The 23052-nt window shown below is 64.4% G+C and carries 25 protein-coding genes and 1 pseudogene; 14 read left to right on the top strand and 12 right to left on the bottom strand.

Annotated features, from left to right (window positions below; genetic code table 11):
* Window position 1: 1 nt before the first annotated feature.
* Entirely contained in the window at window positions 2–1513 is a 1512-nt protein-coding gene (locus HPS01S_RS19715) for a tripartite tricarboxylate transporter permease (RefSeq protein WP_066160238.1), read from the top strand.
* Between the two features lie 69 nt (window positions 1514–1582).
* Here HPS01S_RS19715 and HPS01S_RS22310 read toward each other — a convergent pair whose 3' ends face one another.
* Entirely contained in the window at window positions 1583–1711 is a 129-nt protein-coding gene (locus HPS01S_RS22310) for a hypothetical protein (RefSeq protein WP_255284264.1), read from the bottom strand.
* 379 nt (window positions 1712–2090) lie between these two features.
* On the opposite strand from HPS01S_RS22310, the gene HPS01S_RS19710 reads away from it, so the two are divergent.
* From HPS01S_RS19710 to HPS01S_RS19685, 6 genes are all read left to right on the top strand, one after another.
* On the top strand, window positions 2091–2951 hold the full coding sequence (locus HPS01S_RS19710) for a transporter substrate-binding domain-containing protein (protein ID WP_066160235.1): 861 nt from the start codon (window positions 2091–2093) through the stop codon (window positions 2949–2951).
* A gap of 26 nt (window positions 2952–2977) precedes the next feature.
* Entirely contained in the window at window positions 2978–3679 is a 702-nt protein-coding gene (locus HPS01S_RS19705; protein WP_066160232.1) for an ABC transporter permease, read from the top strand.
* On the top strand, window positions 3679–4395 hold the full coding sequence (locus tag HPS01S_RS19700; protein ID WP_127806713.1) for an ABC transporter permease: 717 nt from the start codon (window positions 3679–3681) through the stop codon (window positions 4393–4395). Before HPS01S_RS19705 ends, HPS01S_RS19700 begins: the two co-directional genes overlap by 1 nt.
* A gap of 21 nt (window positions 4396–4416) precedes the next feature.
* Window positions 4417–5538: a M14 family metallopeptidase gene (locus HPS01S_RS19695; protein ID WP_066160226.1), complete on the top strand. Its 1122-nt coding sequence runs from the start codon at window positions 4417–4419 to the stop codon at window positions 5536–5538.
* A gap of 14 nt (window positions 5539–5552) precedes the next feature.
* Window positions 5553–6320 carry an ABC transporter ATP-binding protein gene (locus HPS01S_RS19690; RefSeq protein ID WP_066160223.1) on the top strand — a complete coding sequence of 256 codons (768 nt, stop codon included), beginning with the start codon at window positions 5553–5555 and terminating at the stop codon, window positions 6318–6320.
* Window positions 6321–6448: 128 nt separating this feature from the next.
* Entirely contained in the window at window positions 6449–7225 is a 777-nt protein-coding gene (locus HPS01S_RS19685; RefSeq protein WP_066160220.1) for an EF-hand domain-containing protein, read from the top strand.
* 13 nt (window positions 7226–7238) lie between these two features.
* Here the strand turns inward: HPS01S_RS19685 and HPS01S_RS19680 are convergent, their stop codons facing one another.
* Both HPS01S_RS19680 and HPS01S_RS19675 read right to left on the bottom strand, forming a co-directional pair.
* On the bottom strand, window positions 7239–9722 hold the full coding sequence (locus HPS01S_RS19680) for a penicillin acylase family protein (protein ID WP_066160385.1): 2484 nt from the start codon (window positions 9720–9722) through the stop codon (window positions 7239–7241).
* A gap of 67 nt (window positions 9723–9789) precedes the next feature.
* Window positions 9790–10734 (bottom strand): adenylate/guanylate cyclase domain-containing protein, encoded by a 945-nt coding sequence (locus HPS01S_RS19675; RefSeq protein WP_066160217.1) that lies wholly within the window; start codon window positions 10732–10734, stop codon window positions 9790–9792.
* A gap of 382 nt (window positions 10735–11116) precedes the next feature.
* Here HPS01S_RS19675 and HPS01S_RS19670 point away from each other — a divergent pair, with 382 nt between their 5' ends.
* Window positions 11117–11449, top strand: coding sequence for a hypothetical protein (locus HPS01S_RS19670; RefSeq protein ID WP_066160214.1), 333 nt, complete (start codon window positions 11117–11119; stop codon window positions 11447–11449).
* A gap of 19 nt (window positions 11450–11468) precedes the next feature.
* Here the strand turns inward: HPS01S_RS19670 and HPS01S_RS19665 are convergent, their stop codons facing one another.
* From HPS01S_RS19665 to HPS01S_RS19655, 3 genes are read right to left on the bottom strand one after another with little or no spacing between them, the layout of a single operon-like run.
* Entirely contained in the window at window positions 11469–12398 is a 930-nt protein-coding gene (locus HPS01S_RS19665) for an LD-carboxypeptidase (RefSeq protein WP_066160210.1), read from the bottom strand.
* Window positions 12395–13792, bottom strand: a complete 1398-nt coding sequence (gene tadA / locus HPS01S_RS19660; protein ID WP_066160207.1) for a tRNA adenosine(34) deaminase TadA — start codon at window positions 13790–13792, stop codon at window positions 12395–12397. Before tadA ends, HPS01S_RS19665 begins: the two co-directional genes overlap by 4 nt.
* A gap of 34 nt (window positions 13793–13826) precedes the next feature.
* On the bottom strand, window positions 13827–14402 hold the full coding sequence (locus HPS01S_RS19655; protein WP_066160204.1) for a 2'-5' RNA ligase family protein: 576 nt from the start codon (window positions 14400–14402) through the stop codon (window positions 13827–13829).
* A 288-nt stretch (window positions 14403–14690) separates the two neighbouring features.
* On the opposite strand from HPS01S_RS19655, the gene HPS01S_RS22440 reads away from it, so the two are divergent.
* The gene (locus tag HPS01S_RS22440; protein ID WP_307174401.1) at window positions 14691–15110 is read left to right on the top strand and encodes an AlpA family transcriptional regulator; all 420 of its coding nucleotides are present in this window, start codon (window positions 14691–14693) and stop codon (window positions 15108–15110) included.
* Window positions 15111–15385: 275 nt separating this feature from the next.
* Here HPS01S_RS22440 and HPS01S_RS19650 read toward each other — a convergent pair whose 3' ends face one another.
* Window positions 15386–15685, bottom strand: a complete 300-nt coding sequence (locus HPS01S_RS19650; RefSeq protein ID WP_066160201.1) for a hypothetical protein — start codon at window positions 15683–15685, stop codon at window positions 15386–15388.
* A 246-nt stretch (window positions 15686–15931) separates the two neighbouring features.
* On the opposite strand from HPS01S_RS19650, the pseudogene HPS01S_RS22475 reads away from it, so the two are divergent.
* Both HPS01S_RS22475 and HPS01S_RS21990 read left to right on the top strand, forming a co-directional pair.
* Window positions 15932–16009: pseudogene (locus HPS01S_RS22475) on the top strand (hypothetical protein); the annotation flags it as partial.
* 13 nt (window positions 16010–16022) lie between these two features.
* Window positions 16023–16652: a hypothetical protein gene (locus HPS01S_RS21990; protein WP_066160198.1), complete on the top strand. Its 630-nt coding sequence runs from the start codon at window positions 16023–16025 to the stop codon at window positions 16650–16652.
* A gap of 32 nt (window positions 16653–16684) precedes the next feature.
* Here the strand turns inward: HPS01S_RS21990 and HPS01S_RS19640 are convergent, their stop codons facing one another.
* Window positions 16685–17785: a relaxase/mobilization nuclease domain-containing protein gene (locus HPS01S_RS19640; protein WP_157576470.1), complete on the bottom strand. Its 1101-nt coding sequence runs from the start codon at window positions 17783–17785 to the stop codon at window positions 16685–16687.
* Window positions 17782–18378 (bottom strand): hypothetical protein, encoded by a 597-nt coding sequence (locus HPS01S_RS21890; protein ID WP_157576467.1) that lies wholly within the window; start codon window positions 18376–18378, stop codon window positions 17782–17784. Before HPS01S_RS21890 ends, HPS01S_RS19640 begins: the two co-directional genes overlap by 4 nt.
* 305 nt (window positions 18379–18683) lie before the next feature.
* Between HPS01S_RS21890 and HPS01S_RS19630 the strand changes: the two genes are divergently transcribed.
* Genes HPS01S_RS19630 through HPS01S_RS19620 form a run of 3 tightly spaced genes read left to right on the top strand, consistent with a single transcriptional unit; the run spans window position 18684 to window position 20310 of the window.
* Window positions 18684–19103, top strand: a complete 420-nt coding sequence (locus tag HPS01S_RS19630; RefSeq protein ID WP_157576465.1) for a hypothetical protein — start codon at window positions 18684–18686, stop codon at window positions 19101–19103.
* A complete protein-coding gene (stbB, locus tag HPS01S_RS19625; protein WP_066160185.1) occupies window positions 19100–19843 on the top strand; it encodes a StbB family protein in 744 nt (247 codons plus the stop codon). Before HPS01S_RS19630 ends, stbB begins: the two co-directional genes overlap by 4 nt.
* Window positions 19840–20310 (top strand): hypothetical protein, encoded by a 471-nt coding sequence (locus tag HPS01S_RS19620; protein ID WP_066160182.1) that lies wholly within the window; start codon window positions 19840–19842, stop codon window positions 20308–20310. Before stbB ends, HPS01S_RS19620 begins: the two co-directional genes overlap by 4 nt.
* A 107-nt stretch (window positions 20311–20417) precedes the next feature.
* Here the strand turns inward: HPS01S_RS19620 and HPS01S_RS19615 are convergent, their stop codons facing one another.
* The 3 genes from HPS01S_RS19615 to HPS01S_RS19605 form a co-directional block, all read right to left on the bottom strand.
* Window positions 20418–21278, bottom strand: a complete 861-nt coding sequence (locus HPS01S_RS19615) for a DUF932 domain-containing protein (protein WP_066160180.1) — start codon at window positions 21276–21278, stop codon at window positions 20418–20420.
* A 69-nt stretch (window positions 21279–21347) separates the two neighbouring features.
* Window positions 21348–21800 carry a single-stranded DNA-binding protein gene (locus HPS01S_RS19610; RefSeq protein ID WP_066160177.1) on the bottom strand — a complete coding sequence of 151 codons (453 nt, stop codon included), beginning with the start codon at window positions 21798–21800 and terminating at the stop codon, window positions 21348–21350.
* Window positions 21801–22503: 703 nt separating this feature from the next.
* Window positions 22504–23040 carry a JAB domain-containing protein gene (locus tag HPS01S_RS19605; RefSeq protein ID WP_084397572.1) on the bottom strand — a complete coding sequence of 179 codons (537 nt, stop codon included), beginning with the start codon at window positions 23038–23040 and terminating at the stop codon, window positions 22504–22506.
* Between the last annotated feature and the right edge of the window lie 12 nt (window positions 23041–23052).

The raw sequence follows: 23052 nt of genomic DNA, 5'->3' as shown, positions 1-23052 counted from the left end.
CATGGATCTGATCAACAACCTCGCTCTGGGCTTTGGCGTTGCCTTCACCTTCCAGAACCTGATCTACGCCTTCATCGGCTGCCTGTTGGGCACGCTGATCGGCGTGCTGCCCGGCATCGGCCCGCTGGCCACCATCGCCATGCTGCTGCCGGCCACCTATGGTCTGCCGCCGGTGGCCGCACTCATCATGCTGGCCGGCATCTACTACGGTGCGCAGTACGGTGGCTCGACCACGGCCATCCTGGTGAACCTGCCAGGTGAGTCGTCGTCTGTGGTGACTGTGATCGACGGCTACCAGATGGCGCGCAAGGGCAGGGCAGGCCCTGCACTGGCCGCGGCCGGTCTGGGTTCCTTCTTTGCCGGCTGCGTGGGCACGCTGATCCTGGCGGGTTTTGCTGCGCCGCTGACCGAGCTCGCTCTGGAGTTTGGTCCTGCCGAGTACTTCGCGCTCATGATCGTGGGCCTGATCGGCGCGGTCGTGCTGGCGTCGGGCTCTCTGGTCAAGGCTCTGGCGATGATCGTGCTGGGGCTGCTGCTCGGCCTGGTCGGCACCGACGTGAACTCTGGCGTGGCCCGTTACAGCTTCGACATTCCGGAGCTGACCGACGGCATCAGCTTCCTGGCGATCGCCATGGGCGTGTTCGGCTACGGCGAAATCATCCAGAACCTGTCGCACCCGGACGAAAAGCGCGAGGTGTTCACCGGCAAGGTGCAGGGCATCATGCCCACGGCCGAAGACTTCAAGAACATGTTCCCCGCCGTGCTGCGCGGAACCGCGCTCGGGTCGGCCCTGGGCATCCTGCCCGGCGGTGGTGCGCTGCTCTCGGCCTTCACCGCCTATACCATCGAAAAGAAGACCAAGCTCAAGCCCGGAGAAGTGCCGTTCGGCCAGGGCAACATCCGCGGCGTGGCCGCGCCGGAGTCGGCCAACAACGCCGGTTCGCAGACCTCCTTCATTCCGCTGCTGACGCTGGGCATCCCCCCCAACGCCGTGATGGCGCTGATGGTGGGCGCCATGACCATCCACAACATCCAGCCCGGCCCGCAGGTGATGACCAGCAACCCCGAGCTGTTCTGGGGCCTGATCGCCTCGATGTGGATCGGCAACGCCATGCTGGTGATCCTGAACCTCCCGCTGATCGGTATCTGGATCAAGCTGCTGACCGTGCCTTACAAGTGGCTGTTCCCGGCCATCGTGCTGTTCTGTGCGATCGGCGTGTACTCGACCAACAACAACAGTTTCGACATCTGGATGGTGGCGCTGTTCGGTCTGATCGGCTACGGCTTCATCAAGCTCGGCTGCGAGCCGGCGCCGCTGCTGCTGGGTCTGATCCTGGGCCCGATGATGGAGGAATACCTGCGGCGCGCGCTGCTGATCTCGCGCGGCGACTGGTCGGTGTTCGTGACCCGCCCGCTGTCGGCCAGCCTGCTGGTGGTGGCGGCCATCCTGCTGATCGTGGTGCTGATGCCGTCGGTGAAGAAGAAGCGCGAAGAAGCGTTTGTTGAAGACTGATACAGCTCCACTCGTTGGAGCTGGAACCCCGGTCAGAAGCCTGGCCGGGGTTTTTTTCTTGGGACCGGATCAGCCTGGTAGCTGGCGCCCAGCCCAGGCCAGCACCTGCCAGAACGCCACCACCGGCGAAAGGACGCAGGCCCAGAACACCAGGAACTCGAGGGCCATGGCAACGTAGTGCTCAAACGTGGACAGCATGATGTTTCCTTGCGGGCGTTGAATTCAGGTGGACCAGGGTTCCTGCCGAGATGTGAGATCCGTCACAAATCTGCTGATGACTCCAGTGCGGTTGCCCAACGGCAGACTTGAGGCCGTTCGCGTGGCGCAACGTAACAAGTGTTTCTAGATGCAATGAGCTTCCAATGTTCTACGATGTATATTATGTTAAATTATTGAGCCATCAAATCCATGATTCAAGGTTCGGCCCAAATGTTGCTCCTGCTCTCGTGAGCAGCCCCATACATCCGGGGAAACACCAGCTTGGTGCGCCCGCTAATTGGACTGCCCACACCTACAATGTCGCCCACCGGCAGGAGTCCAATCCGGCCAGTTCCATTCAACCCTCTCAAGGACGTTCATGAAGCATCTGTTTCTGACCCTCAGCATGATCGGCGCCGCCACCCTGGTGGGCTGTGGCAAGACCGAAGCCCCCGCGCCGGCCGCTCCGGCGCCTGCGCCCACCGCCGAAGCACCGGCACCCGCTCCCGCCAGCCAGTGGCCAGAACTGCGCGTGGCCATCGACCCCACCTACAAGCCCTTCACCTACAAGACCGACGCGGGCGAGCCCGCTGGTTTCGACGTGGACGTGGCCAAGGCCCTTTGCGACGAACTCAAGAGCAAGTGCGTGTTCGTCGAGCAGGCCTGGGACGGCATGATTCCCGGTCTGCTGGCCAAGAAGTACGACGCCATCATTTCCTCGATGTCGATCACCGAAGAGCGCAAGCAGTCGGTTGATTTCACGGGCAAGTACTACAACACGCCGTCCTGCGTGGTCGTCAAGACCGCACTGAACCTGGGCGCCGAAGCCGCGGGTTTCAAGGGCAAGAAGCTGGGCGTGCTGAAGGCTTCTACCCAGGAAAAGTACGCCATGGGTGAGCTCAAGCCCGCAGGGGCGACCGTCGTGCCTTACGACGCCCAGGATCAGGTCTATCTGGACATCAAGTCCGGCCGTCTGGACGGTACCGTGGCCGACGTGGTCGAAGTCCAGGGTGGCTTCCTGTCCACACCGGACGGCAAGGACTACAGCTGCGCCGGTGGCCGCATTCCGGTCGAGTTCGACGCCAAGTACTTCGGCGCTGGCGCGGGCGTGGCCATCCGCAAGGAAGACACCGCCCTGCGCGACGCGCTGGACGCGGGCATCAAGGCCATTCGCGACAACGGCAAGTGGAAGGAACTGTCCGAGAAGCACGTCCCTGGCGTGGACATCTGGGGTTCCTGATCCACTGAGCTGAACCGCGAGCGCCGATGACGACCTATTTCATCCAGATCCTCCAGGGCCTGCTGGTCACACTCGGCGTCTCGCTGGGCGCGCTGGTTGTCGCCGCCGTGCTCGGCCTGGCCGGCGCGGCGGCCAAACTCTCGCCTTACTGCTGGCTCAACTGGGTCGGCGACATCTATTCCACCGTGATCCGGGGTGTCCCGGATCTGGTGTGGATGCTGCTGCTGTACTTCGGCGGGCAGATCCTGATCAACGACATATTTGAAGCCATGGGCTACCGCAGTGGCCCGCAGATCAACCCCTTTGTGGCAGGGGTGCTGACCATCGGTTTCGTCTACGGCGCCTACATGACGGAAACCTTCCGGGGCGCCATCATGAGCGTGCCCAAGGGACAGTCGGAGGCCGGCTGGGCCTACGGCATGAGCCGGTTCTACACCTTCCGCCGCATGGTGCTGCCGCAGATGGTGCGGTTCGCACTGCCCAGTTTCACGAACAACTGGCTGGTGCTGCTCAAGGCCACCGCCCTCGTCTCGGTGATCGGACTGGCCGACATCACCAACCTCGCCAAGCAGGCCGGCGCGGCCGCTCGCGGCGACATCCCCGGTGCCGCCATCATCTTCATGGCCTTCGCCGGTTTTCTCTACCTCCTGATCTCCACCATCAGCCTGATCCTGCTGCGCAAGGCCGAGGCCCGCTACTCCGTGGGCGTGAAGCGGGGTGAGTTCTGATGGACAAGTTTGCGATCATCTTCCAGCCGCAGAACCTGGCCCTCTACTGGACGGGGTTCCTGGCGACCATGGAGTTGCTGGCCATCAGTCTGCTGGCCGGTGGGCTGCTGACGTTGCCACTGACGCTGATGCGGGTCTCGCGCAACCGCTGGGTCTCCACGCCGGTCTGGCTGTTCACCTATGTGGTGCGCGGCACACCGCTGCTGATCCAGGTCTATTTCATCTATTACGGCATCGCCCAGCTGGAGTGGGTGCAGGCGATGTGGGACACGGTCTGGCCCTGGACGATGTTCAAGGACCCGTTTTTCTGCGCTGTGGCGGCGTTTTCGCTCAACACCTGCGCCTACACGGTCGAGATGCTGGCGGGCGCCATCAAGGAAACGCCCGCTGGTGAAATCGAGGCCGCACAGGCCGCCGGCTACAGCAAATGGAACATGATGTTCCGTCTGGTGCTGCCCAGTGCGCTGCGCCGCACCCTTCCCGGCTACTCGAACGAAGTCGTGATGATGCTGCACGCCACCTCGCTGGCCAGCGTGGTACCGGCGCTGTACGACCTGACCAACGCCGCCTACGCGATCTACAAGACCTACTACCTGGCCTTCCAGCCGTTCATCGTGGTCGCGGTGCTGTATTTCATACTGACCTTCGCCCTGGTCTACGTGTTCCGGCTGCTGGAAAAGCGCTTCCTGGCCTATCTGCGCCCACGCACTCACTGATCCCGTTTTCTCTTCCTCCGGATGCGACAGCTCCAACACCCCCTGCTCTCTCCGTCGCTTGGCACCCAACGCCATGTCACCAGCCTGCACTTTGGTCAGGCCACCAATGGCCGTAAGGCCTACATCCAGTCCAGCCTGCACGCCGACGAGCTGCCCGGCATGCTCACCGCGCACAAGCTGCGGGGCCTTCTGGCCGCGGCCGAGGCGGCCGGCGAGATCCCCGGCGAGGTCGTGCTGGTGCCGGTGTGCAACCCGATCGGGCTGGACCAGAGCCTGATGCACCACCAGGTCGGCCGCTTCGAGCTGCTGACCATGGAGAACTTCAACCGGAACTACCCGGACTTCTTCAACCTGGTGAAAGACCGGATCGCGCCGAAGCTCACGCAGGATGCGGAGACAAACAAAGGCATCGTGCGGGCCGCCATGCACGAGGTGCTGCAGGAACAGCCGGTGACCACCGAGCTGGAGAGCCTTCGCCGGGTGCTGATGGGCCTTGCCTGCGATGCCGACGTGGTGCTGGACCTGCACTGCGACTTCGAGGCCATTCTTCATATGTACGTCGAGCAGCCCATGCTCGACCAGATGGCGCCGCTGGCGCGACTGCTTGGCGCCAAGGCGCTGCTGTGGGCGCGGGGCTCGGGTCCTTCGATCTCGTTCGACGAGGCGCTGTCCGGCCCATGGTGGCGTTTGCACGATCACTTCGCCGACCAGGCGCCGATCCCCCTGGGCTGCGCCAGCACCACCGTCGAGCTGCGCAGCCAGACGGATGTGTCGGACGCCCTGGCCAGCCAGGATGCCCAGGCCATCGTCGGTTACCTGCGCCATGTCGGCGTGGTGGCTGGCCCCACCCCTGCCCTGCCTGATCCGCGGTGCGAGCCGACACCGCTGGCCGGCACGGAAGCCTCCCACGCCCCGCATCCGGGCGTGATCGACTTCGTGGCCCAGGTGGGTGAGCGTGTGGCCGCCGGGCAGTTGCTCGCGCGGGTGATCGATCCGCTGACACCGCGCGAAACCGACATCCGCAGCAGCATCGATGGCATCGTCTACGCCCGCCACAGCCTGCGCTGGGCCACGGCGGGCATGGAGCTTTGCCGTGTCGCCGGCCGAACACCGATCCGCTCCGGCAACCTGCTGAGCCCCTGACAGACCCACGCACCATGACCACCAAACTCGAAGCGATCGACATCCGCAAGAGCTACGGCTCGCACGAGGTGCTCAAGGGCATTTCCCTGACGGCCAAGGCCGGCGACGTGATCAGCATCATCGGCTCGTCCGGTTCCGGCAAATCCACCTTCCTGCGCTGCATGAACCTGCTGGAACGGCCGCAGCAGGGCCGCATCGTCGTGGCCGGCGAAGAGCTCAAGCTGGTCACCGCCAAGGACGGCATGCTCAAGGCGGCCGACGAAAAACAGCTGCAGCGCCTGCGTGCCAAGCTGGCCATGGTGTTCCAGCACTTCAACCTCTGGTCCCACCTGACGGTGCTGGAAAACGTGATCGAGGCTCCCATGCATGTGCTCGGCAAGGGCAAGGACGAAGCCGTTGCCACTGCGCGCAAGTACCTGGAGAAGGTCGGCCTGCGCGACGTCGAGGGCAAATACCCGGCCCACATGTCGGGCGGTCAGCAGCAGCGCGTGGCGATCGCCCGTGCGCTGGCGATGGAGCCCGAGGTGATGCTGTTCGACGAGCCGACCAGCGCGCTCGACCCCGAACTCGTCACCGAGGTGCTGCGCGTGATGCGCACCTTGGCCGAAGAAGGCCGCACCATGGTGGTGGTGACCCACGAGATGGGTTTTGCGCGCGAGGTCAGCAACCATGTGCTGTTCCTGCACCAGGGCCGCATCGAGGAACAGGGCAATCCGCGCGAAGTGCTGGTCAACCCCAAGTCCGAGCGGCTGTCCCAGTTCCTCTCGGGCAAGCTCAAGTAAGTCGGCGGCGAGGTTCGCCAATCGGCCGAACAGCGGGGTTTCCGTCCCGCTGTTGGCGGGTTTCTGTGGGGTCCGGATGGGAGAGCATTGCTCCATCCCGGAACCACCCGCCAGAAAGGAACCTCTCCATGAGCACCGTCGACACCAGCAACTCCAGCGCCTGGTCCCAGACCCTGTCGTCCCTGAGTGGCGCCATGTCCAGCTACCTGCAGGACAAGATGCACAAGAAGATGGACGCCGACGGCGATGGTGGCGTCAGCCAGAGCGAGTTCCAGGCGGCGCTTGAAAAGGTCGCTGGCAAGCTGGGCGTCGAAGTCGGCCAGGGCGCCTCGGAGCTGTATGCCTCGCTCGATGCCAACAAGGATGGCGCGCTGAATGGCGCCGAGGTGGGCACCCTGCTGCAGAACCTGTTTTCGTCCGCCTCAAACACCCAGGCGTTTGTCCAGCAGCGCGGCGATGAGGCCCGGTTCGCCGAGCTCGATGCCGACAACGATGGCCAGATCTCGATGGCCGAGTTCGGCATCACACCCGCCATCGAAACCACGGTGGTGCAGACCACGACCGTGATCACGACCACACAGGAAGTGATGTCCGGGGGGGCCGGCTCGCTCGTTGGCGCCACCAACCCCACGGCACCGGCGACCAAGGCTCCCGTGCATGCTGTCACCACGCCGGAAGAAGGCCCGGAGTTCGCCAAAACCGAAGAGGCGACTGCCGAGAGCGAGGACGCTTCCTTGCAGGCCCTCATGCAGACCGTCGACACCGATGGCAGCGGCGACATTTCGGGCGCCGAGCTGAATGCCTACGTGGCCAAGCTGAGCGCCCAGGCCGAAGCCGCCAGCAAGCGCTACAACGACACCACCCTCGCCTCGCTGAGCGGCGGCAGCCTCCACGAATCCGCCTGACGCCTGGCGGCGATCAGGGCTTGAGCTCCAGGCGGCTGCGCCACTGCGTGGGCGCCATTTGCAGCGGCCGGTATTCCACGGCAGCCCAGGCGTCGCTCATGTCGCGGTAACGGCTGGAAAGCGCGTTGCCGCTCTGCCCCGTCTGGTAGATGAACAGCGAGTTCTCCGGCTCCGCCAGGTCGTAGATGGCGCGCAGGCTGGCGGCATGCCGGTTGGCAAACGGCGCATCGGCCTTGTCCAGGTGGTACTGGCCGACGTTCACGGTGAATGGGTCACCGCCCGTTTCCTTTCGCACCTCGAACATGGGTGCCAGCGCACCGACGTTGCTGAACGGACGGTGCACGGAAATCGCCGGGTGGGCCGTACCCCAGCGCCAGCGCGACACATCCCTTCCCTGCTGCGCACTGATGCGGTCCAGTGCCCGGTCCAGCGCCGCCGTGCTGGCCGCAGCGCAGCCCTGCGGGCCACACCAGTCGTGGTCGTCGCGCTCCAGAATCCCCTCGACCGCGTTGCGGAACAGGCGCTTGCCATAGAGCTTTTCGAACCGCTCCACGCCCAGGCGCTGGCCCACCACACCGCGCGTGAACTCGTCGATCCAGAAGCTGTAGACCAGCGGCGCAGCCGCATCGGCAGACATGCCGCCGTTGAAGTCCTTGAGCGAAGCCAGCGCCGCAGCGGCGAGCGGGTGGCTGGACGCGGTCTTGCTCAGGTGGGGCAGCAGGCGCAGCGTCGCCTCCGAATGCAGATCGCCGTGCATGGCGCGGAAGCTGGCCGCGTCGTGCTTCTCCGACTGAGCCAGCAGGGCCTCGATGCGTTCCTGGCGGTACGGCGCCGCCCAGTCCTGGGTCAGGAAATGCGGGTAGTCGGCCGCATGGATGCGCTGATTGGCGGTGGCAATCCAGCCCTTGGCGCCGTCGTCCTGCGGGGTGTCTTCGTAAGGCAGGTAGCCCGTCCAGTCGTAGCGGGCGTCCCAGCCCGGCGAGGGAGCCACACCGCGGATGCGGTTGTCCGGCGACCGCAGGGGCACCTTGCCCACTGCCTTGAACAGGATGCGGCCACTGCGGTCGGCCATCACCGCGTTCTGCATCGGTGCGTGAAAGTGGCGGTACGCCTCCAGCAAATCGTCAACCGAGCGCGCGCGGTTGGAGGCCAGGGTGGCCTCCACATTGCGGTTGTCCGCCTCCAGCGCGGTCCAGCGCAGCGACAGCGCGAAGCGCTCGGTGTCGATGAGGTCACGCGCACGACCCGGTGCATCGCTGAGCACGGGGCCGTGTCGGCTGCTGCGCACCGTGTGCACCACGTCGGGCTCGCCCTTGACGCGGATGGTTTCGACGCGCTCGTCAAAGCGCGCCCAGGCTTCCTGCCCCGCGGGTGCCGGGAGGCGATAGCGGGTCGGGTCGCTGGGGTCCAGCTGCTCCAGGTACAGGTCTTGCACATCGGGGCCGGTGTTGGTGAAGCCCCAGGCCACCTCGGGTGTGCGCCCGAGCACCACGAACGGTGTGCCCGGCAGGGTGGCCCCGATCACATCCATGCCCTTGAGTCCGGGCACGTCGGGCGCCTGCAGGCGGGCGAAGTACCAGATCGCCGGCGCGCTCAGGCCCAGGTGCGGGTCGTTGGCCAGCAGCGGCTTGCCGCTGGCGCTGCGCGCGCCCGACACCACCCAGTTGTTCGAGCCCTTGCCCTCCACTTCTCCAAGGGAGCGGGTCCACTCGATCACCCCCTGTGCCAGGGCATCCGCTGCAGGACTGCTCTCGATGGCGCGCGACTGTTTGCCATCAGCAGCCGGAAACACGCGCATGACACGGTACAGCTCCGCCAGATCGGCCGACGCTGCGGGTGCTTCGCCCGGATAGGGCGGAAACAGCTGCCACAGGGACGGGGTGTCCAGCACCTGCAGCGCGGACAGCCGGGCCAGCTCGTTGCCCCAGTTGCCGCCCAGGTCCAGCGCCATCATCAGGGCCCAGCCAGCGCTGTCTTCGGGCTCCCAGTAGCGGCCGGCGGCCGCCTCTTCCCGTGGGTCGATGCGCAGGATCTGGAACTCGGGCGACAGCGCTTGCTGGCGGCCAGCAAAGAACGCGTTCACGCCGTCGCTGTAGGCCTTCAGCGCTGCACGCCCCTCTTCGCTCATACCAGCAAGTTGCGCCTGGGCCGCCTGCCGGATGCCCAGCGTGCGCATGAGCAGGTCGGTCTCCAGCGTGGAGCGGCCAAACACCTCGGACAGCTGTCCTCGCATCAGGCGGCGGTTGAACTCCAGCTGCCATCCGCGTTCCTGCGCGTGCACATAACCCATCGCCATCCAGGCGTCCCGCGGGTCGGTGGCCAGAATGTGCGCCACATCGCTGCCGTCGCGTTGCACCTGCACGGCACCGCGCAACCCAGGCAGGCTCAGATCCCCATCCGTCTGGGGCTGGCTGCGCCAGGCATAGATCGACAACGCCACTGCTCCGAGCAGGATCAGCAGCAGCAACAGAAAGAAAAAACGGGTCAACCAGCGCATCAGCACCTCCAAGGCTGGAGCGATGGTAGCGGCGTCGTGCCGCTCGTGCATCGGACGTGCGACTGGCTCAGACGCGCGTGCGACCGTGCCCGAGCACCATCTGGCCATCCACCAGGCGGAAACTCACCGTGGGTGCACTGATGTCCGTGAAGGGTGCACCCATCGAGAACTCGCCATCGCTGTGCAGCAGGCACTCCTGCCGCCTCAATGCAATGGCATTGTCCGTGCCGGCAAAACGAACCCAGGTGCCGTAGCTGCTGGTGTCTTCAAGAAGGTAGTTGCCCGAGCGGATGTCGATGGAAGCATGCATCCGGGAGACCCGCGGATCGTTCACCACAAAATCGGCCTCGGGCACCCGGCCGATCTTCAACGGTAAGTCCGTGAGATTGAAAGACTGGCTGGTGTCCAGCCAGCCCAGCTCGATGCCCCCGAACACCGATTCGGTGCTTTTTCTCAGGGCGTGCAGGTCGGCCGGAAGCGTCAGGAACTCCGACAGCATCTCGGTCTGCCACTCGATGCGGAAGACCTCTGTTGGCTCCACGCGCCCCTTGATCCGGATCGGCCCGAGGCTGCGGCTGCGCACGTTGTGCCCCTTGCCCAGCTTGCGAATCACCAGGTCGTTGACCAGGATCTGCTCCGGCCCTGCCAGATCGCTCAGACGCGACGCCACGTTGACCGCATCGCCGAAGCAATCGCCGTCGACCTGCACCACCTGCCCGCGCGCCATGCCGATCTGCATCATCAGCTTGAGCCGGTTGGGCCACTGGGCCACCCGTTGAGAGTGCTCCTGCTGAATGGTGCTCATGCACTCGACAGCAAGCCGGTTGTTGGTGAACGAGAGCAGAACGCCGTCGCCCAGCATCTTGACGACCTTGCCGTTGTGTTCCAGACCCATGGCCCCGATCCACTGGGTCAGCTTGGTCACCGCCTTGGCGGCGCGGTCGTTGCCCAGTGTTTCAAACACGGAGACGCTGCCGGTCAGGTCCACGAAGGCAATCGTCAGTTCGGCCATGAAAAATAGTAGAAATCGGCCTGGGCGAGGCCGGGTGCTGGTGGTGTCAACCGAAGCAAGGACAAGCTGGTGGATGGTAACAAGGTGTGTGGTTTATCACACATCCAGACATTTGAGCACCAGAAATGACGTGACCCAGGACCGCTGTTGGACGTTTCCACATGGCTGAGCCCAAAGGACCTAAACGAACCGGCCGTCATTGAACACTTTCCGGGGCAATTACTGGCATCGTCACCAGACCTGTACACGCAATATCTTAAACAGTCTTTCTAACCGCTTGATTTGGCTGTTGTTTTCTTGACTTTCCTCAAGCTCAAGGCCTTGCCCGAGGGGCTCCCCGGACGTATCCTGCCCCCATAACTTCATATCGTTGGGATCGCAAATGCGCTGGATCAAACCCACCATTCGCCACAGCATCTCCGCCTTGCTGGGCACCGAGGTGCGCAAGCATGCACCGGAGTCGCTCGAGCCGGTCCGCCAGGCAATGCTGTCTGTTCTGGGTGAAGCAGGGGCCCAGGCCAATCCCAGGCTCAAACACCGCCTCATGTATGTGCACGATGTGCAAGCGCTCTGGTATGCCCGGGCCGAGATGGTGGCCGTACTCAGCCGTCTTCATGGCGAGGCACGGGCGGTCGATCTGGTCCGCAGCGTGACCCCGGTGTTCAATGGCCTCCTGCCCAAAGGTCTCCTGGAATCAACCCGCTCGGCACGCTGAGGCGTTTGCGAGCCCAAGCTCATCCCCAGAACATCAGCGCCTCGCGCCCCTGCACCATCACCTCCACGTCCCGGCCCACCGGCAACAACACCTTGGTGGGAACGTGCCCGAACGGCAGGCCCGTCAGCACAGGCGTCCGGGTCTGACTCCGAAGCCAGTCGACCACCGTCTGCAGCTTGAACCCGCGGTCGTGTGGAACCGGCTTGAAGCGGTTGAAACTGCCCAGCACGATCAGCTTCTGACGTCCCAGGATGCCCGCATGCAACAGTTGCGTCAGCTGTCGTTCGATGCGGTAGGGATGCTCGTTGACATCCTCCAGAAACAGCACGCCGCCCTTCACATCGGGCAACCAGGGCGTGCCGACCAATGAACACAGCACCGACAGGTTGCCGCCCCACAGCTGGGCCTTGTGAAGGTGCAGCGACGGGGCTTCTTCCCTGGCGGTCGTGGGCAGACAAGGCAGGTCCTTTTTGGGCAGCACCCAGCCCGCGCCCTCGCCGTGCCCGTCGAGCAGGTCGTCAAAGCAGGCTTCCATGATGTCGTCAGGCTCTTCGGCGCCAAAGTCCTCCCCCAGTGCCGGGCCCGCCCAGGTCACGGCGCCCGTCTTGGCCAGCAGCGCGCATTGCAGCGCGGTGAAGTCGCTCAGGCCCACAAACTGCGTGCCCTTGCCGATGCCTTTCGCGAGCTGTTTGTAGGGCAGTTCGGGCAGAAGGCGCGTGAGGCCATATCCGCCGCGTGAAATCAACGCCACGTCGGCACCGCTGGCCGCTGCACGGCCGATGGCCGCGATGCGGGTGGCGTCGTCGCCCGCAAACCGCATGTGGCTGCTGAGCGCAGCCTCGTCGATCTCGACCTCGTGGCCGAGTTGCTGCAGCCGTTTCACCCCGCGCCGGAAGGCGGCCTTGTCGCGCACGGCGCTGGAAGGAGAGTAGATGTAGATGTGGCTCATGGCTCGTTGAAAGAAACGGGATAGTTGGAAAAGTGTTGACAGGCCGCGCGTGCAATCTGCTCGCCCCGCTCGGGAACGAAGTGCCCTGCGTCGGAAATCAGCCAAGGTGGCGGGCAGCCCCGGATGTTGCGTGCCAGGGCTTGCATGACAGGCTCACCCAACACGGGGTCGCGTGCTCCGACCACCATCAGCGTCCGGCCCTGCCAGCGATCTCGCCAGAACAGCAGGGCCTCGCGGGATATGGCTGCGCCTTCGTCTTCGGCGTGCTCCGGCACCAGATTCGGAAAGGCGCGCAGTGCGGCGCGATGGCCCGCGTCGGGAAACGGCGCGTTGTACGCCTCGCATTCGGCGGCATCCAGGTGCGGGTTGCCGCGCGCGAGCAGGCGGCCGACGTCGTACAGCGGCTTCTCTGCGCACATCTTGCGCCACGCCAAGAACCCCGGAGACAGTGTCTCGCCGCCAGTGGCCAGCAGGGTGTTCATGACGAGCAGGCCGGCGTAGCGCCCCGGTGAGGCCATCGGCAAGGTCAACCCGAGCAGCCCACCCCAGTCCTGCACCACCAGCACCACGTTGCCCAGGTCCAGCCGATCAACGAACTCGAGCAGCACGTTGCGGTGCCAGTTGAAACGGTGGAACGCGTCCTTCTTGGGTTTATCGCTCTTGCCAAAGCCGATCAGGTCGGGCGCCACCACACGATCTCCCGCCTCGGTGAAGACTGGAATCATTTTGCGGTAGAGATAGCTCCACGCCGGGTTGCCGTGCAGGCACAGCCAGGTGCGCGGCGCGTCCGACGGCCCTTCGTCCAGGTAGTGCAGGCGAAGGCCGCCCAGCGACGGGAGATCGCTCAGGTAGTGCGGCGACCAGGGGTATCCCGGCAAACCGTCGAAACGGCGTTCGGGCGTGCGCAGCGCGTCGTCTCGCAGAGGCTGGCCCTCGCGACGCTGCTGGTCACGGCGGGACCTGAAGAAATCGCTGAGCATGCTGCCGCACTCGTCGGCCCGCACACCGCCCAAGACCTGGGTGTGGTGGTTCAGCTGAGCCTGACCGAACAGGTCCACCACCGAGCCGGCTGCACCGGTCTTCGGATCATGTGCACCGAAGACCACCCGCCGCAGGCGCGAATGCAGCAGCGCGCCGCTGCACATGGCGCATGGCTCCAGCGTCACGAACAACTCGCAGTCGTCGAGCCGGTAGTTGCCCAGGGTCTGCGCTGCCGCGCGAAGGGCGACGATTTCTGCATGGGCTGTCGGGTCGTGCGCAGCGATGGGCGCGTTGCGCCCGACGCCCACCACCCTGCCCTGGTGCACGATCACCGCACCGACCGGCACCTCGCCCGCGGCGCGAGCGGCCTGGGCTTCTTTCAGGGCCAGGCCCATGTACTCGGCGTCGTTCATGCCGTCATTGTCCCGCACCCTTTGGGTGCCATCGTCAATCGAACAGCGACGGCTGCCGGTCCTGCAGGGGCCAGCTTGCCAGCACCTCATGGAGCCCCTGCCCATAGAGACTGTCGACAAGCCGCACTTCGGTCACGTCCCAGGCCAGAGGGGTGATTCGCTGGGAACCGACCGGCGCCCGCCCGTAGTCCAGCGTGATGTGTGGATAAAAGCTGGGCCGTATCCAAGCCTCGGGCCATCCGAGCGAGCGCAAGGCCGTGACCAGTTGCCGTCGCAGAAGGAACAAGGGCCGAACGCCGACACCGTGACCTGCCAGCTCGACAGTGCCGACCTCACGCTGAGGGCCGCGCGACTGCACGGTGTCAAAACAGACGCGGAATGGCGCCGCGTCCAGCTGCGGGCCCACACGCAAGACAAGCGCCAGGATTTCGGGAGGAATGCGGTCTTCGTACGACCCCAGAGGCACCAGTGTGGTGTGCAGCCGCTCAGCGGCCATGGGCTTGGAAGGTCCGTGGTACGAGCGGTTCAACAACTGGTACAACCGGTCAATGTCCTGTGCGACGGCCCAAGGCAGGTGCAGCATGTAGTAAAGATCATGGCGGATACCCATGCAACACCTCCTTGGGCTGCGATTGCGGGGGTACCATTCTGCACAATTACTGTATATTTTTACAGTAGCTGTATCGGCATCATTCCCACTCTATTGTCAATAGCTGGTCGCGACTCAGAGGGAAAGCGAGTTGCGTGACAGCCGCGAACGGGCTCGATACCGACAGATCTACCGTCGCATTCTGGAGCCCATCACGAGGCTCATCGCTCTCGGACTCATTCGTTGATGGTTCGCCGCAGCGATTGGAATGCGAAAGTGGCATGTTCTGTGGCGCGATGACGGTATCGGATGCTCTCACCGGAGGGAGAAGACGGTACTGTATGGGTGGATGACGGTATCACAACCTTCTTTGCTCGGACCTGCTCGGTGCACGCTGATCGTTGGATCACTGATGCACGATTTGAGCCTGAATCCAGCATTGGGACTGAAACCCTTTGCTCTCACAGTGTAGGTGTTGCTTCTACCGGGAGACGCACCGTGCAGCACCACAACATCAATCCCCCTCAAGACCAAAGCGCCCCTCCTACGGCCGCGCTCCTACGCATGCGCGCCGTCATGAAGATCACCGGCCTTGGTCGATCAACGATTTATCGTTTGATGGCGAGCCATGAGTTTCCGAACCCAGTGCGGCTCGCTTCGCGCGCCGTGGCTTGGCGAAGAGCTGACATTGATTCTTGGAGCCAGACTCGGCCCACTGTGGCTCACTAGCACAACGCTGAGTGAAGTGTGCCATGGGCCTGATTCACGATCCGAACACCAGAACGTGGAAGCCTGGTGACCTGGTCATCCACGACTCGGACGCCAAACGCACGGACATGCTCATGATTGTGCTGGGGCAAGATGCCGCAGGAGTATTTCGAACCCGCTACGCGTTTCCCTGGGCCCAGCCAAGACCGTGGCGCCGCAAGATATGGCGCAACACGGTCGAGTGGCTTCACGACCCTGCTCGTTTCGGGATCACAGTGCCACGACTGTCGAGCCCCTCAAGCAAAGATCTTGAGAGTAGCCCCAAGCAACATCAGACCGAGAACCGCCCCACCCCATCGCCAGGTGGTGAAGCGGTAGCGGTGGTTCAACCAGATGGCTCGACGAAGCCGGGCAACTGACAGGGAAAAAGCAGCCACCGCCAACACCGTGCTGACAACACCAAGCGGCACGCGAGACTGGAAAACAATCAGAACGGCAAGCAACGGCCAAGCGACCGCGTCCAACACGGCAAGAATCTTCCTGCCGGCCCATTGGGGGGCATCCGGCCCTGGTTCCCGAGCGACCAACAGCCACATGTTGCGTCTCCTTGTTCAACTCTTTGCAGGGTGCCACGCTCCCTCGGTTGATTCACACTGCATGGCAACCGCGTGTAATTATTGTTGGCGCGCTCTATCCGTCTTCCCCTTGGAGCAGCCAAAACAAAACACTACTCGTTACCACTCAGAAGCGAATGACACCTGAAAAGTATCGACACATTTTTCGTCCGCCCCCCTAAATGGCGAAGGTTGGCAACCGCGACAGACAGACGTTGGGAGGTACCCATGCTGGATCGTGAACAGTTGGAGACTTTTGCGGTGGTGATCGAGCAGCAGAGCTTTGAAAAGGCGGCGACTGCTTTGAGCATCACCAGGGGTGCTGTGTCACAGCGCATCAAGGCCCTGGAGGAATCGTTGTCCACGGAAAAAGAACCTGGACGACATCCAGCGACTGGAGCGCGACTGGGCATCGTGGGAGCTGGCTCAGGAAAAGGTCGCGAAACTGCAGGAACAGATCGACAAAAAGCGCGAGAGTCTAGCAGCGTTCCGCGACCAGCAGGTCGAGGTGTTTTCTGGTCTGTCCATCTACTTCAACGCGATCATCAGGGCTGCGGTGGGGCCTACCGCTTCCGGCAAGGTCACGCTCGACGGCAATGGCATGAAGCTGGCGGTTCAGCTGGGCGGTGAGCGTTCCACCGCCGCAATCGAGTCACTGAAGGTGATTGCCTTTGACCTGGCGGTGATGTGCATGAGCATGCAGGGGACCACCCGCCTTCCAGCGTTTCTGTTGCACGACAGCCCCCGCGAAGCCGATCTGGGACTGAGCGTCTACCACCGCCTGTTCGATGTGGTGAACGGGCTGGAAGGCACCTTGACATCGGCTTTTCAATACATCGTCACGACCACCACGCAACCCCCACCCGCGTTCCAGCAGACACCGTGGCTGCGCGAGGTGCTGCGCGGCGCGCCCCCGCAAGAGCGCCTTCTGCGCTGCGATCTGCCTTGAGCGACACCTGAAGGCTGGCAGGGCCTTGGCCCTCAGCGGGTCGGATGGATGTCGGTTGACGGTGTGGGTTGCTGGCGCGTTTGCTGTTGTTCGGTTTGTGGCGTCGGGTGTTGCCTGCTCTCTTGCGGCCTCTCGGGTTTCGTCTGCGCATCGGCCGCCTTGTTCGAATCGGTCACGCCCCTCACGAAGCTGGCAATGTGTTTCGCCAGTTGCCTGTCCGTCGCCTGATCCGATCCGGCGAGGGCCAGCCCGATCTGCACCCAGGCATCGACAGCAGCAGCCCTGGAGGCACGCAGCTTCGGTCCTTCGGTCTGGCTAGATCGGACCTTGCGCAAGCGTCCATCGTCTTGTGCCTTCAGGCGCCACAGCTGATCCGGTTGGTGGAACTTGGCGCGGGTGACTTGCCGTGTGGCCTCCGCTTCCACCCCATAGCCTCTCAGCTTCTCAGCGAAGGTTTCGCGCCAACGGTGCAGGTCGTTCTTGCGCGGGTTCAGGCGCTTACCTAGTCTGGACACGGCACGCACGCTGATGTGCACGTGCGGGTTGGCCTGGTGGTCGTGCAGAACCATGACGTATTTGTGGTCGGCCAGCTCGGCCTGCGCAAACTCCCGCGCGGCGCGCTGAACGATCAGCGGATCGGTGCCGCGGGGCATGGACAACATGATGTTGAATGCCTCGCGCCGTTGGCCTGGCACGACGTCTTCTGGAATGCGAGCGCCGCCCATGCGCCACTCCTCGGCCAGGTGGTGCAGGCCGTCTTTGCCTTGCATGGTCTCCCCGCGCTGGTCCTCAACCTCCAGCCGTCCGTTTTTGCTGATGTAGCGAAAGTGCGCCGTGATGGCCGCCATGCTCCGCCCTCCCCCGGTGACTTTGACCATGACCTGCGGGGCACGCCGCACGACGGTGGCTTCGATGCGCTGGCGGATGGCGTTGGCTCGCTGGTGCGCGCCCGAAGAGCCCAGCTTCGGCTGGGGCCGAATCTGGACCATGCGGTTGCCCGGATAGAACAGGCGATCACCCCAGGTGATGAGGATGCCGTCGAGGTCGGGCGCATGGGGAGCGCTGGTCAGGGTAGAAGGCACGGACGAAGTGCCAGACGATGCGGCGCGTCGGCCGCCGGTAGACGTTTTCATGGTCGGCTCCTTCGGGTGCCCGCATGGATTCTTCTGGCTGTTGGCGAAACGTTGGGCCGGCGTGGTTGAAGATCGGCCAGGGCGCATGAGACATGGTCGAGGTGGCGGCGCACTTCAAGGGCCAGCGTTTTGAGCATGCCGACGTAGGGGCGGATGGGCTCCACATCGCCCCGGCGCAACAACGCATTCAGCTGGTAGAGGCGGCGACCGAAATGGGCAAGCTCGTCCGTCGATGTGGTGAGCGCCTGCAAGGTCTGCGCGTGCCCTCTTCCGTCCAGCACCGCCGGCACACCCGCCACCAGGGCTGCCACGTAGTCACCGGTGGCCATGCCCGCCCGTTGCGCGGCCTGCAACGTGGCTGCGGCGTCTTCAGACCGCATGCGCAGGCACAGACGTGTGCGGGAAGCTGGATCTGTCTGGACAGGTGTGCGGCAGGCCACTGCATTCGGCAGCGCAGGACGCCCCAGCGCGTCGGCCAGCACCTGGCGCACCAGGTGGGAAGGCGAGAGGCCGATGGCCTGCGCTCTCTCCATCAGCGGGGCCTTGAGGCCATGCAGGTCTACGCTGATGCGGTCACGTGACGAGGGTTCCATACCGAGTCTCCTGACGACGATTCACCCCTGGGTGAGCGTGTCAGACAACCGGCGCCACCGCGCCTATCTCTGCACTCACCCATGAACCCAGTATTGGCCCGAATCGAGGCTCTGCAGCCGCTGGATTTGGGTCCGAATCCAGCAGGCGAACAGGCGCCAGCCGGGTTGAAGATGAGCACGTACCGAGCAGCACCGCTCAGGACGTGAACAGACAGCACGAGCAGTGGTCTGCAGGCAAACAGCCACTGCACAAACCGATCAGCAGTTGAAGAACAGCCGACCAACACCTGACCAGAAACCGAACAATGAAACTGGTTCCAACCGATCCACCGGGCAGAAGCTCCCGCAAGGCCAGGCGCTTTGCGCAGGACATGCGGGAGCTGCGCGCCCAGGGCTATACCTTCGAGGCGATCCGCAAGGCCTTGGCTGCGGTCGGCGTGCATGTGAGCAATGCGACCGTGCAGCGCGAAGTGGCCAGGGCCACCAAAGCAGCTTCCAGCGCACAGGCCTTGGCCTACGGTGCACGACCAGATGAAGCGCCATCCGCTCTCACCCAACCGCTGGTGTCCACGTCCCCTACTGCAACCACCACGCCCCAGTCACCTCAGGTCGTTTCCGTGCAAACGGACATGCGCAGCGGCAAGGAGATCGCCGAAGCGTTCGCCAGCAGCCGGATCACCAACCCCCTGGCGCGCGCCAGGCTCAACGCAAAGGACCCGTCATGAAAATCGCAGTGATCAACTTCTCGGGGAACGTGGGCAAAACCACCATAGCCAGGCACCTGCTGCTGCCTCGTATCGACGGCGCGGAGCTGTTTTCCGTGGAGAGCCTGAACGCGGCCGACGGCGAAGGCCATGCCATGCGTGGCCGGCAGTTTGGCGAGCTGCAGGAACTCCTGCAGACCATGGACAGCGCGGTGGTGGACATCGGGGCCAGCAACGTGGAGGAATTGCTCGACCTGATGCAGAAGTACCAAGGCAGTCATGAGGACTTCGATGCGTTCGTGGTTCCCACGGTGCCAGCCCTCAAGCAGCAGCAGGACACCATCGCCACTCTGGTCGAGATGGCGCGACTGGGTGTGCCCCGTTCAAGGGTGCGGCTGGTGTTCAACATGGTGAGCAGCGCCGCAGATGTCCCAGCGCACTTCGATCTGTTGCGGGCCTTCCTCAAAGTGCAGCCCATCGCCACAGAGAACGTGGCCTGCTATCTGGGCCCCAACGAGGTGTACGGTCGCATCCGGGGCAGCAATGCCGACCTCGCCACCCTGGCCCGTGACGAGACCGACTACAAGGCCTTGATCGTCAAGGCCAGCGACACCGCAGAAAAGCTCGCGCTGGCCCAGAAGCTCGCCACACGGCGGCTGGCGGTTGGGGTGTTGCCGCAGCTGGATGCCTGCTTTGCGGCGCTCGGTCTGGCCGAGAGCGCCGCCAGCAACGTGGTGCCGCTGGCACGGCAGGCACAGTGAGCGACCTGGTCACGGCCCGTGAGGAGCTGATGGCGGTGGCCATCGGCGATCTGGGCACGTTGCTGGATCGGGTCGAGAAATTGGCACCCCAACTGGAAGCTAGCCGCATGGGGTTGCTGAGTACCAGCACCGATCTGGCGGAGAAGGTCGAGGCCTATTCAAAGCGCATGGAAGAAATCACCGAGAACGCGAAGCTGCAGACGGTGAAGCACATCGCCCGCCGCGCCGACGAAATGGCCCGGGGGACTGTGGACACACAGACCCGGGCCATGGAGGAAGCGGCGCGTTTGGTGTTCCGCAATGAAATTGGCCCAACCCTGCAGCGGGTGACGTTGCCGCTGCAGGATGTGGCGGCCCTGGCCCGTAAGGTTGCACGCCCCTGGGAGGGGTGGCTTCTGCACGCCGCGACAGCGGTGCTTGCTTCGGCCATCAGCTGGGCGATGGCCGCCTGGCTGTGGCTTCGGTGAGAAGCCGCGGCCGGGATCGCGCGAGCCGGCGGCAGCCGGCGAGCGCGTTTCGGAATCTCCGACACACCACACCGCCCAGCGTTGGGGCGGTGTGGTGTTATGCCCGTTCAGGCCTTGAGCTTGCGCATCTCTTCTGCCAGCACCCACAGCGCCCGGTTCAGGCTCACGCTGCGGTCGATGCTGGCGACCGGCCGGGTGTGCAGGCGCCGCCCCTTGGCGCCGCGCCCGGGCTGACCACCACGTAACGCGTTCTCCTGCACCCGCTGAAATGTGGTCCACAGGCTGTTGCCGAAGTCCTCCGGTCGGCGGGCTTCGATCAGCTGTTCGGCGGTCACCGGGGCCGGTGGCTCACCCTCCCCCCGTTCGCCATAGCGCAGCGCCAGGGCTGCGGTGGCAAAGGCCTGCTGTTCCTCGCGCTGCAGCGGCAGAGCTTTCATGCGGTCGGTGGAGGCGTCCACCACCTCGAAGTCTTCCAGCACCCGGAACGCGCCTTCGATCACCTCGTCCCGGATGTTGCCCTTGTGCGGAATGCGGATGTCGTTGGTGACGTCCCCGACCACCAGACCGTTGCAGCAGACAAAGCGGAACACGCCCGCGAGCATCTGATAGCTGCTGGCGCCATCGTGGCTGTTGATCAGGATGATCTCGTTGGCCTCGGGCCGGGTGTTCACCTGCCCGGCGTGGCGCATGCGGATCATGTGCTTGGTGAACTCGGTCTTACCTTCAATGCGGCTTTTGCTCTGGGCCACCATGAAGGGTTCAAAGCCTTCCTGCCGCAGACCGCGTAGCACGTCGATGGTGGGGATGTAGGTGTAGCGATCGGAGCGGCTGCCGTGTTTGCCTTCGGCAAAGATGGACGGTGCGGCCCGGCGCATCTGGTCTTCGGCCAGCGGGGTTTCGCTGCGGATCACGAAGGTGTTCTGGCCAAAGCGGGCGGCCAGACGGGGGGAATGGGCGGTAGAGATCATGGTGATGCTCCTGGATCGGAAAATGCGGAATGAGGCATACCGGGCGGAAGAACCGCCCGGTGTGTGAGTTCAGGCGTGTGCCGGTTGGCGTTCGCTGCGGGCCTTGCGGTTGCTGTTGGGTGTGCTGGGGGCGGCTGGGGCTGGATCGCCTGCACCTTCGCGCGCGCGGCGGGCCTCGCCTTCGGCCTTGCTGTCGAGGTAGTCGATTTCGTCCACGGTGAACGCCAGCCCGTAGACCTCCACCCCGTCGCCGTCCTGGTAGTGGTTGTTGCGCACCCGCCCGACGATGTTCACGTGCGAGCCCTTGCCCAGGTACTCGGCCGCGTGTTCGGCCTGCTTGGCCCACAGCGTCCATTGGATCGCGGTGGCTTCCTCGGACCGCTCTTCGCCGCTACCTCGGCGGCTGTTGCTGATGGCGGTCAGCACCGCCTTGGCGACCTTGCCTTCGCGCCCGTTGACGAATTCGAGCTTGACGGCGGATGCCAGGTGCGCGTGACGCTGGATGACTTGAACGTTGGCCATGATGAAACTCCTTGCAAGAGCGACCAGCCGGACCCCGATCCGGGCTCCTCAAAACCGATCCTCTCGCTCGGACTCCCTCGCTCCCGCCCACGGGCGGGCGGGGGGTGGGCAAGGCCCCTTCCCTCGGGAAGGGGTGGGGGATGGGCAAACCTTGCAGCACGAATCAGTGAGCCAGTCACCTGGCCCACCGCTGAAAGATCCCCCCACAAGTCCCCCCTCACCTGTGGATGGGGGCGCCGTGGGGGGATGACGGTGGGCCCATTGGCGCACGCGCTGCCCCGAACCTCTTCGGGCGACCAGCAAAGCGCAGGCGGCCGGACGACGTGAGCAGCGGCGACTCTGCGGACGGCGTGACACCAAGCGCAGCGACTGGCGCGGCGTTCGAGCCGCTGCGATCACTTCAGGGGTTCGCTGTCTCCGGAATTCCCAGCGGCCCGGCTTCGGGCATGGCGGCTGATCGGGGGGACGATCTGGCGGACGGGACGGGACCACAGCGCAGCGGCGGGAGTGGACCGAACGTCAGTTCGTCCAGCGGGCTCGTTCACGCGCAGCGGGAAGGAAACCAGACCGCGATCCCCGGGCACGGGAAAGGGCCGCTGCTCCCTGTGCTGCCGGTGAACACCGGCCATGCTCTGCCCTCCCCTGTGTTCGCGCGCAGCGCGCTGATCAAGATCAAAAAAATTGGGGCCGAAGGCCCCAGGGGTTACACGAGGCCAAGCTCGGCCATCGAGCAGATCACGTCGCCGGCGACGATGAAGTGATCGAGCACCCGCACATCGACCAACGCCGCTGCGGCCTTGATCGTCTGCGTCAGATGTTCGTCGGCCCGCGATGGACGCGCTTCGCCGCTGGGATGGTTGTGCACCAGGACCAGAGCGCAACTGTTCCGCAGAAGGGCATCGCGCACCACCTCGCGCGGGTACACCGATGTCTGACTGACCGTGCCGCGGAACATCTCGACGTAATCCAGCACGCGGTTCTGCGAGTCCAGGTGCACCACTGCAAACACCTCGTGCGGTAGGTTGCCCAGGCGGGCGCGCAAGAAGTCCTTGACCACAGCGGGCGAGTCCATCAGATCGCTGCCGCGCACTTGGGCCGCCAGCAATCGCTGCGCCGCCAGCAGCACTTCATCGGCCTCGGCCGGCCGGTATTGGCCCGTCAGTTCACGGATGAGAAAGCCCCCAGCCCCAGCGGGCACCGACAGGAGGGAATCGAGGGAAGAGAACAGATCGTGCTGCATGACCAACTCCAG

The sequence above is a fragment of the Hydrogenophaga pseudoflava NBRC 102511 genome, from assembly GCF_001592285.1.
Classification (GTDB): domain Bacteria; phylum Pseudomonadota; class Gammaproteobacteria; order Burkholderiales; family Burkholderiaceae_C; genus Hydrogenophaga; species Hydrogenophaga pseudoflava.
This window is presented reverse-complemented; position numbering and strand designations above follow the sequence as displayed.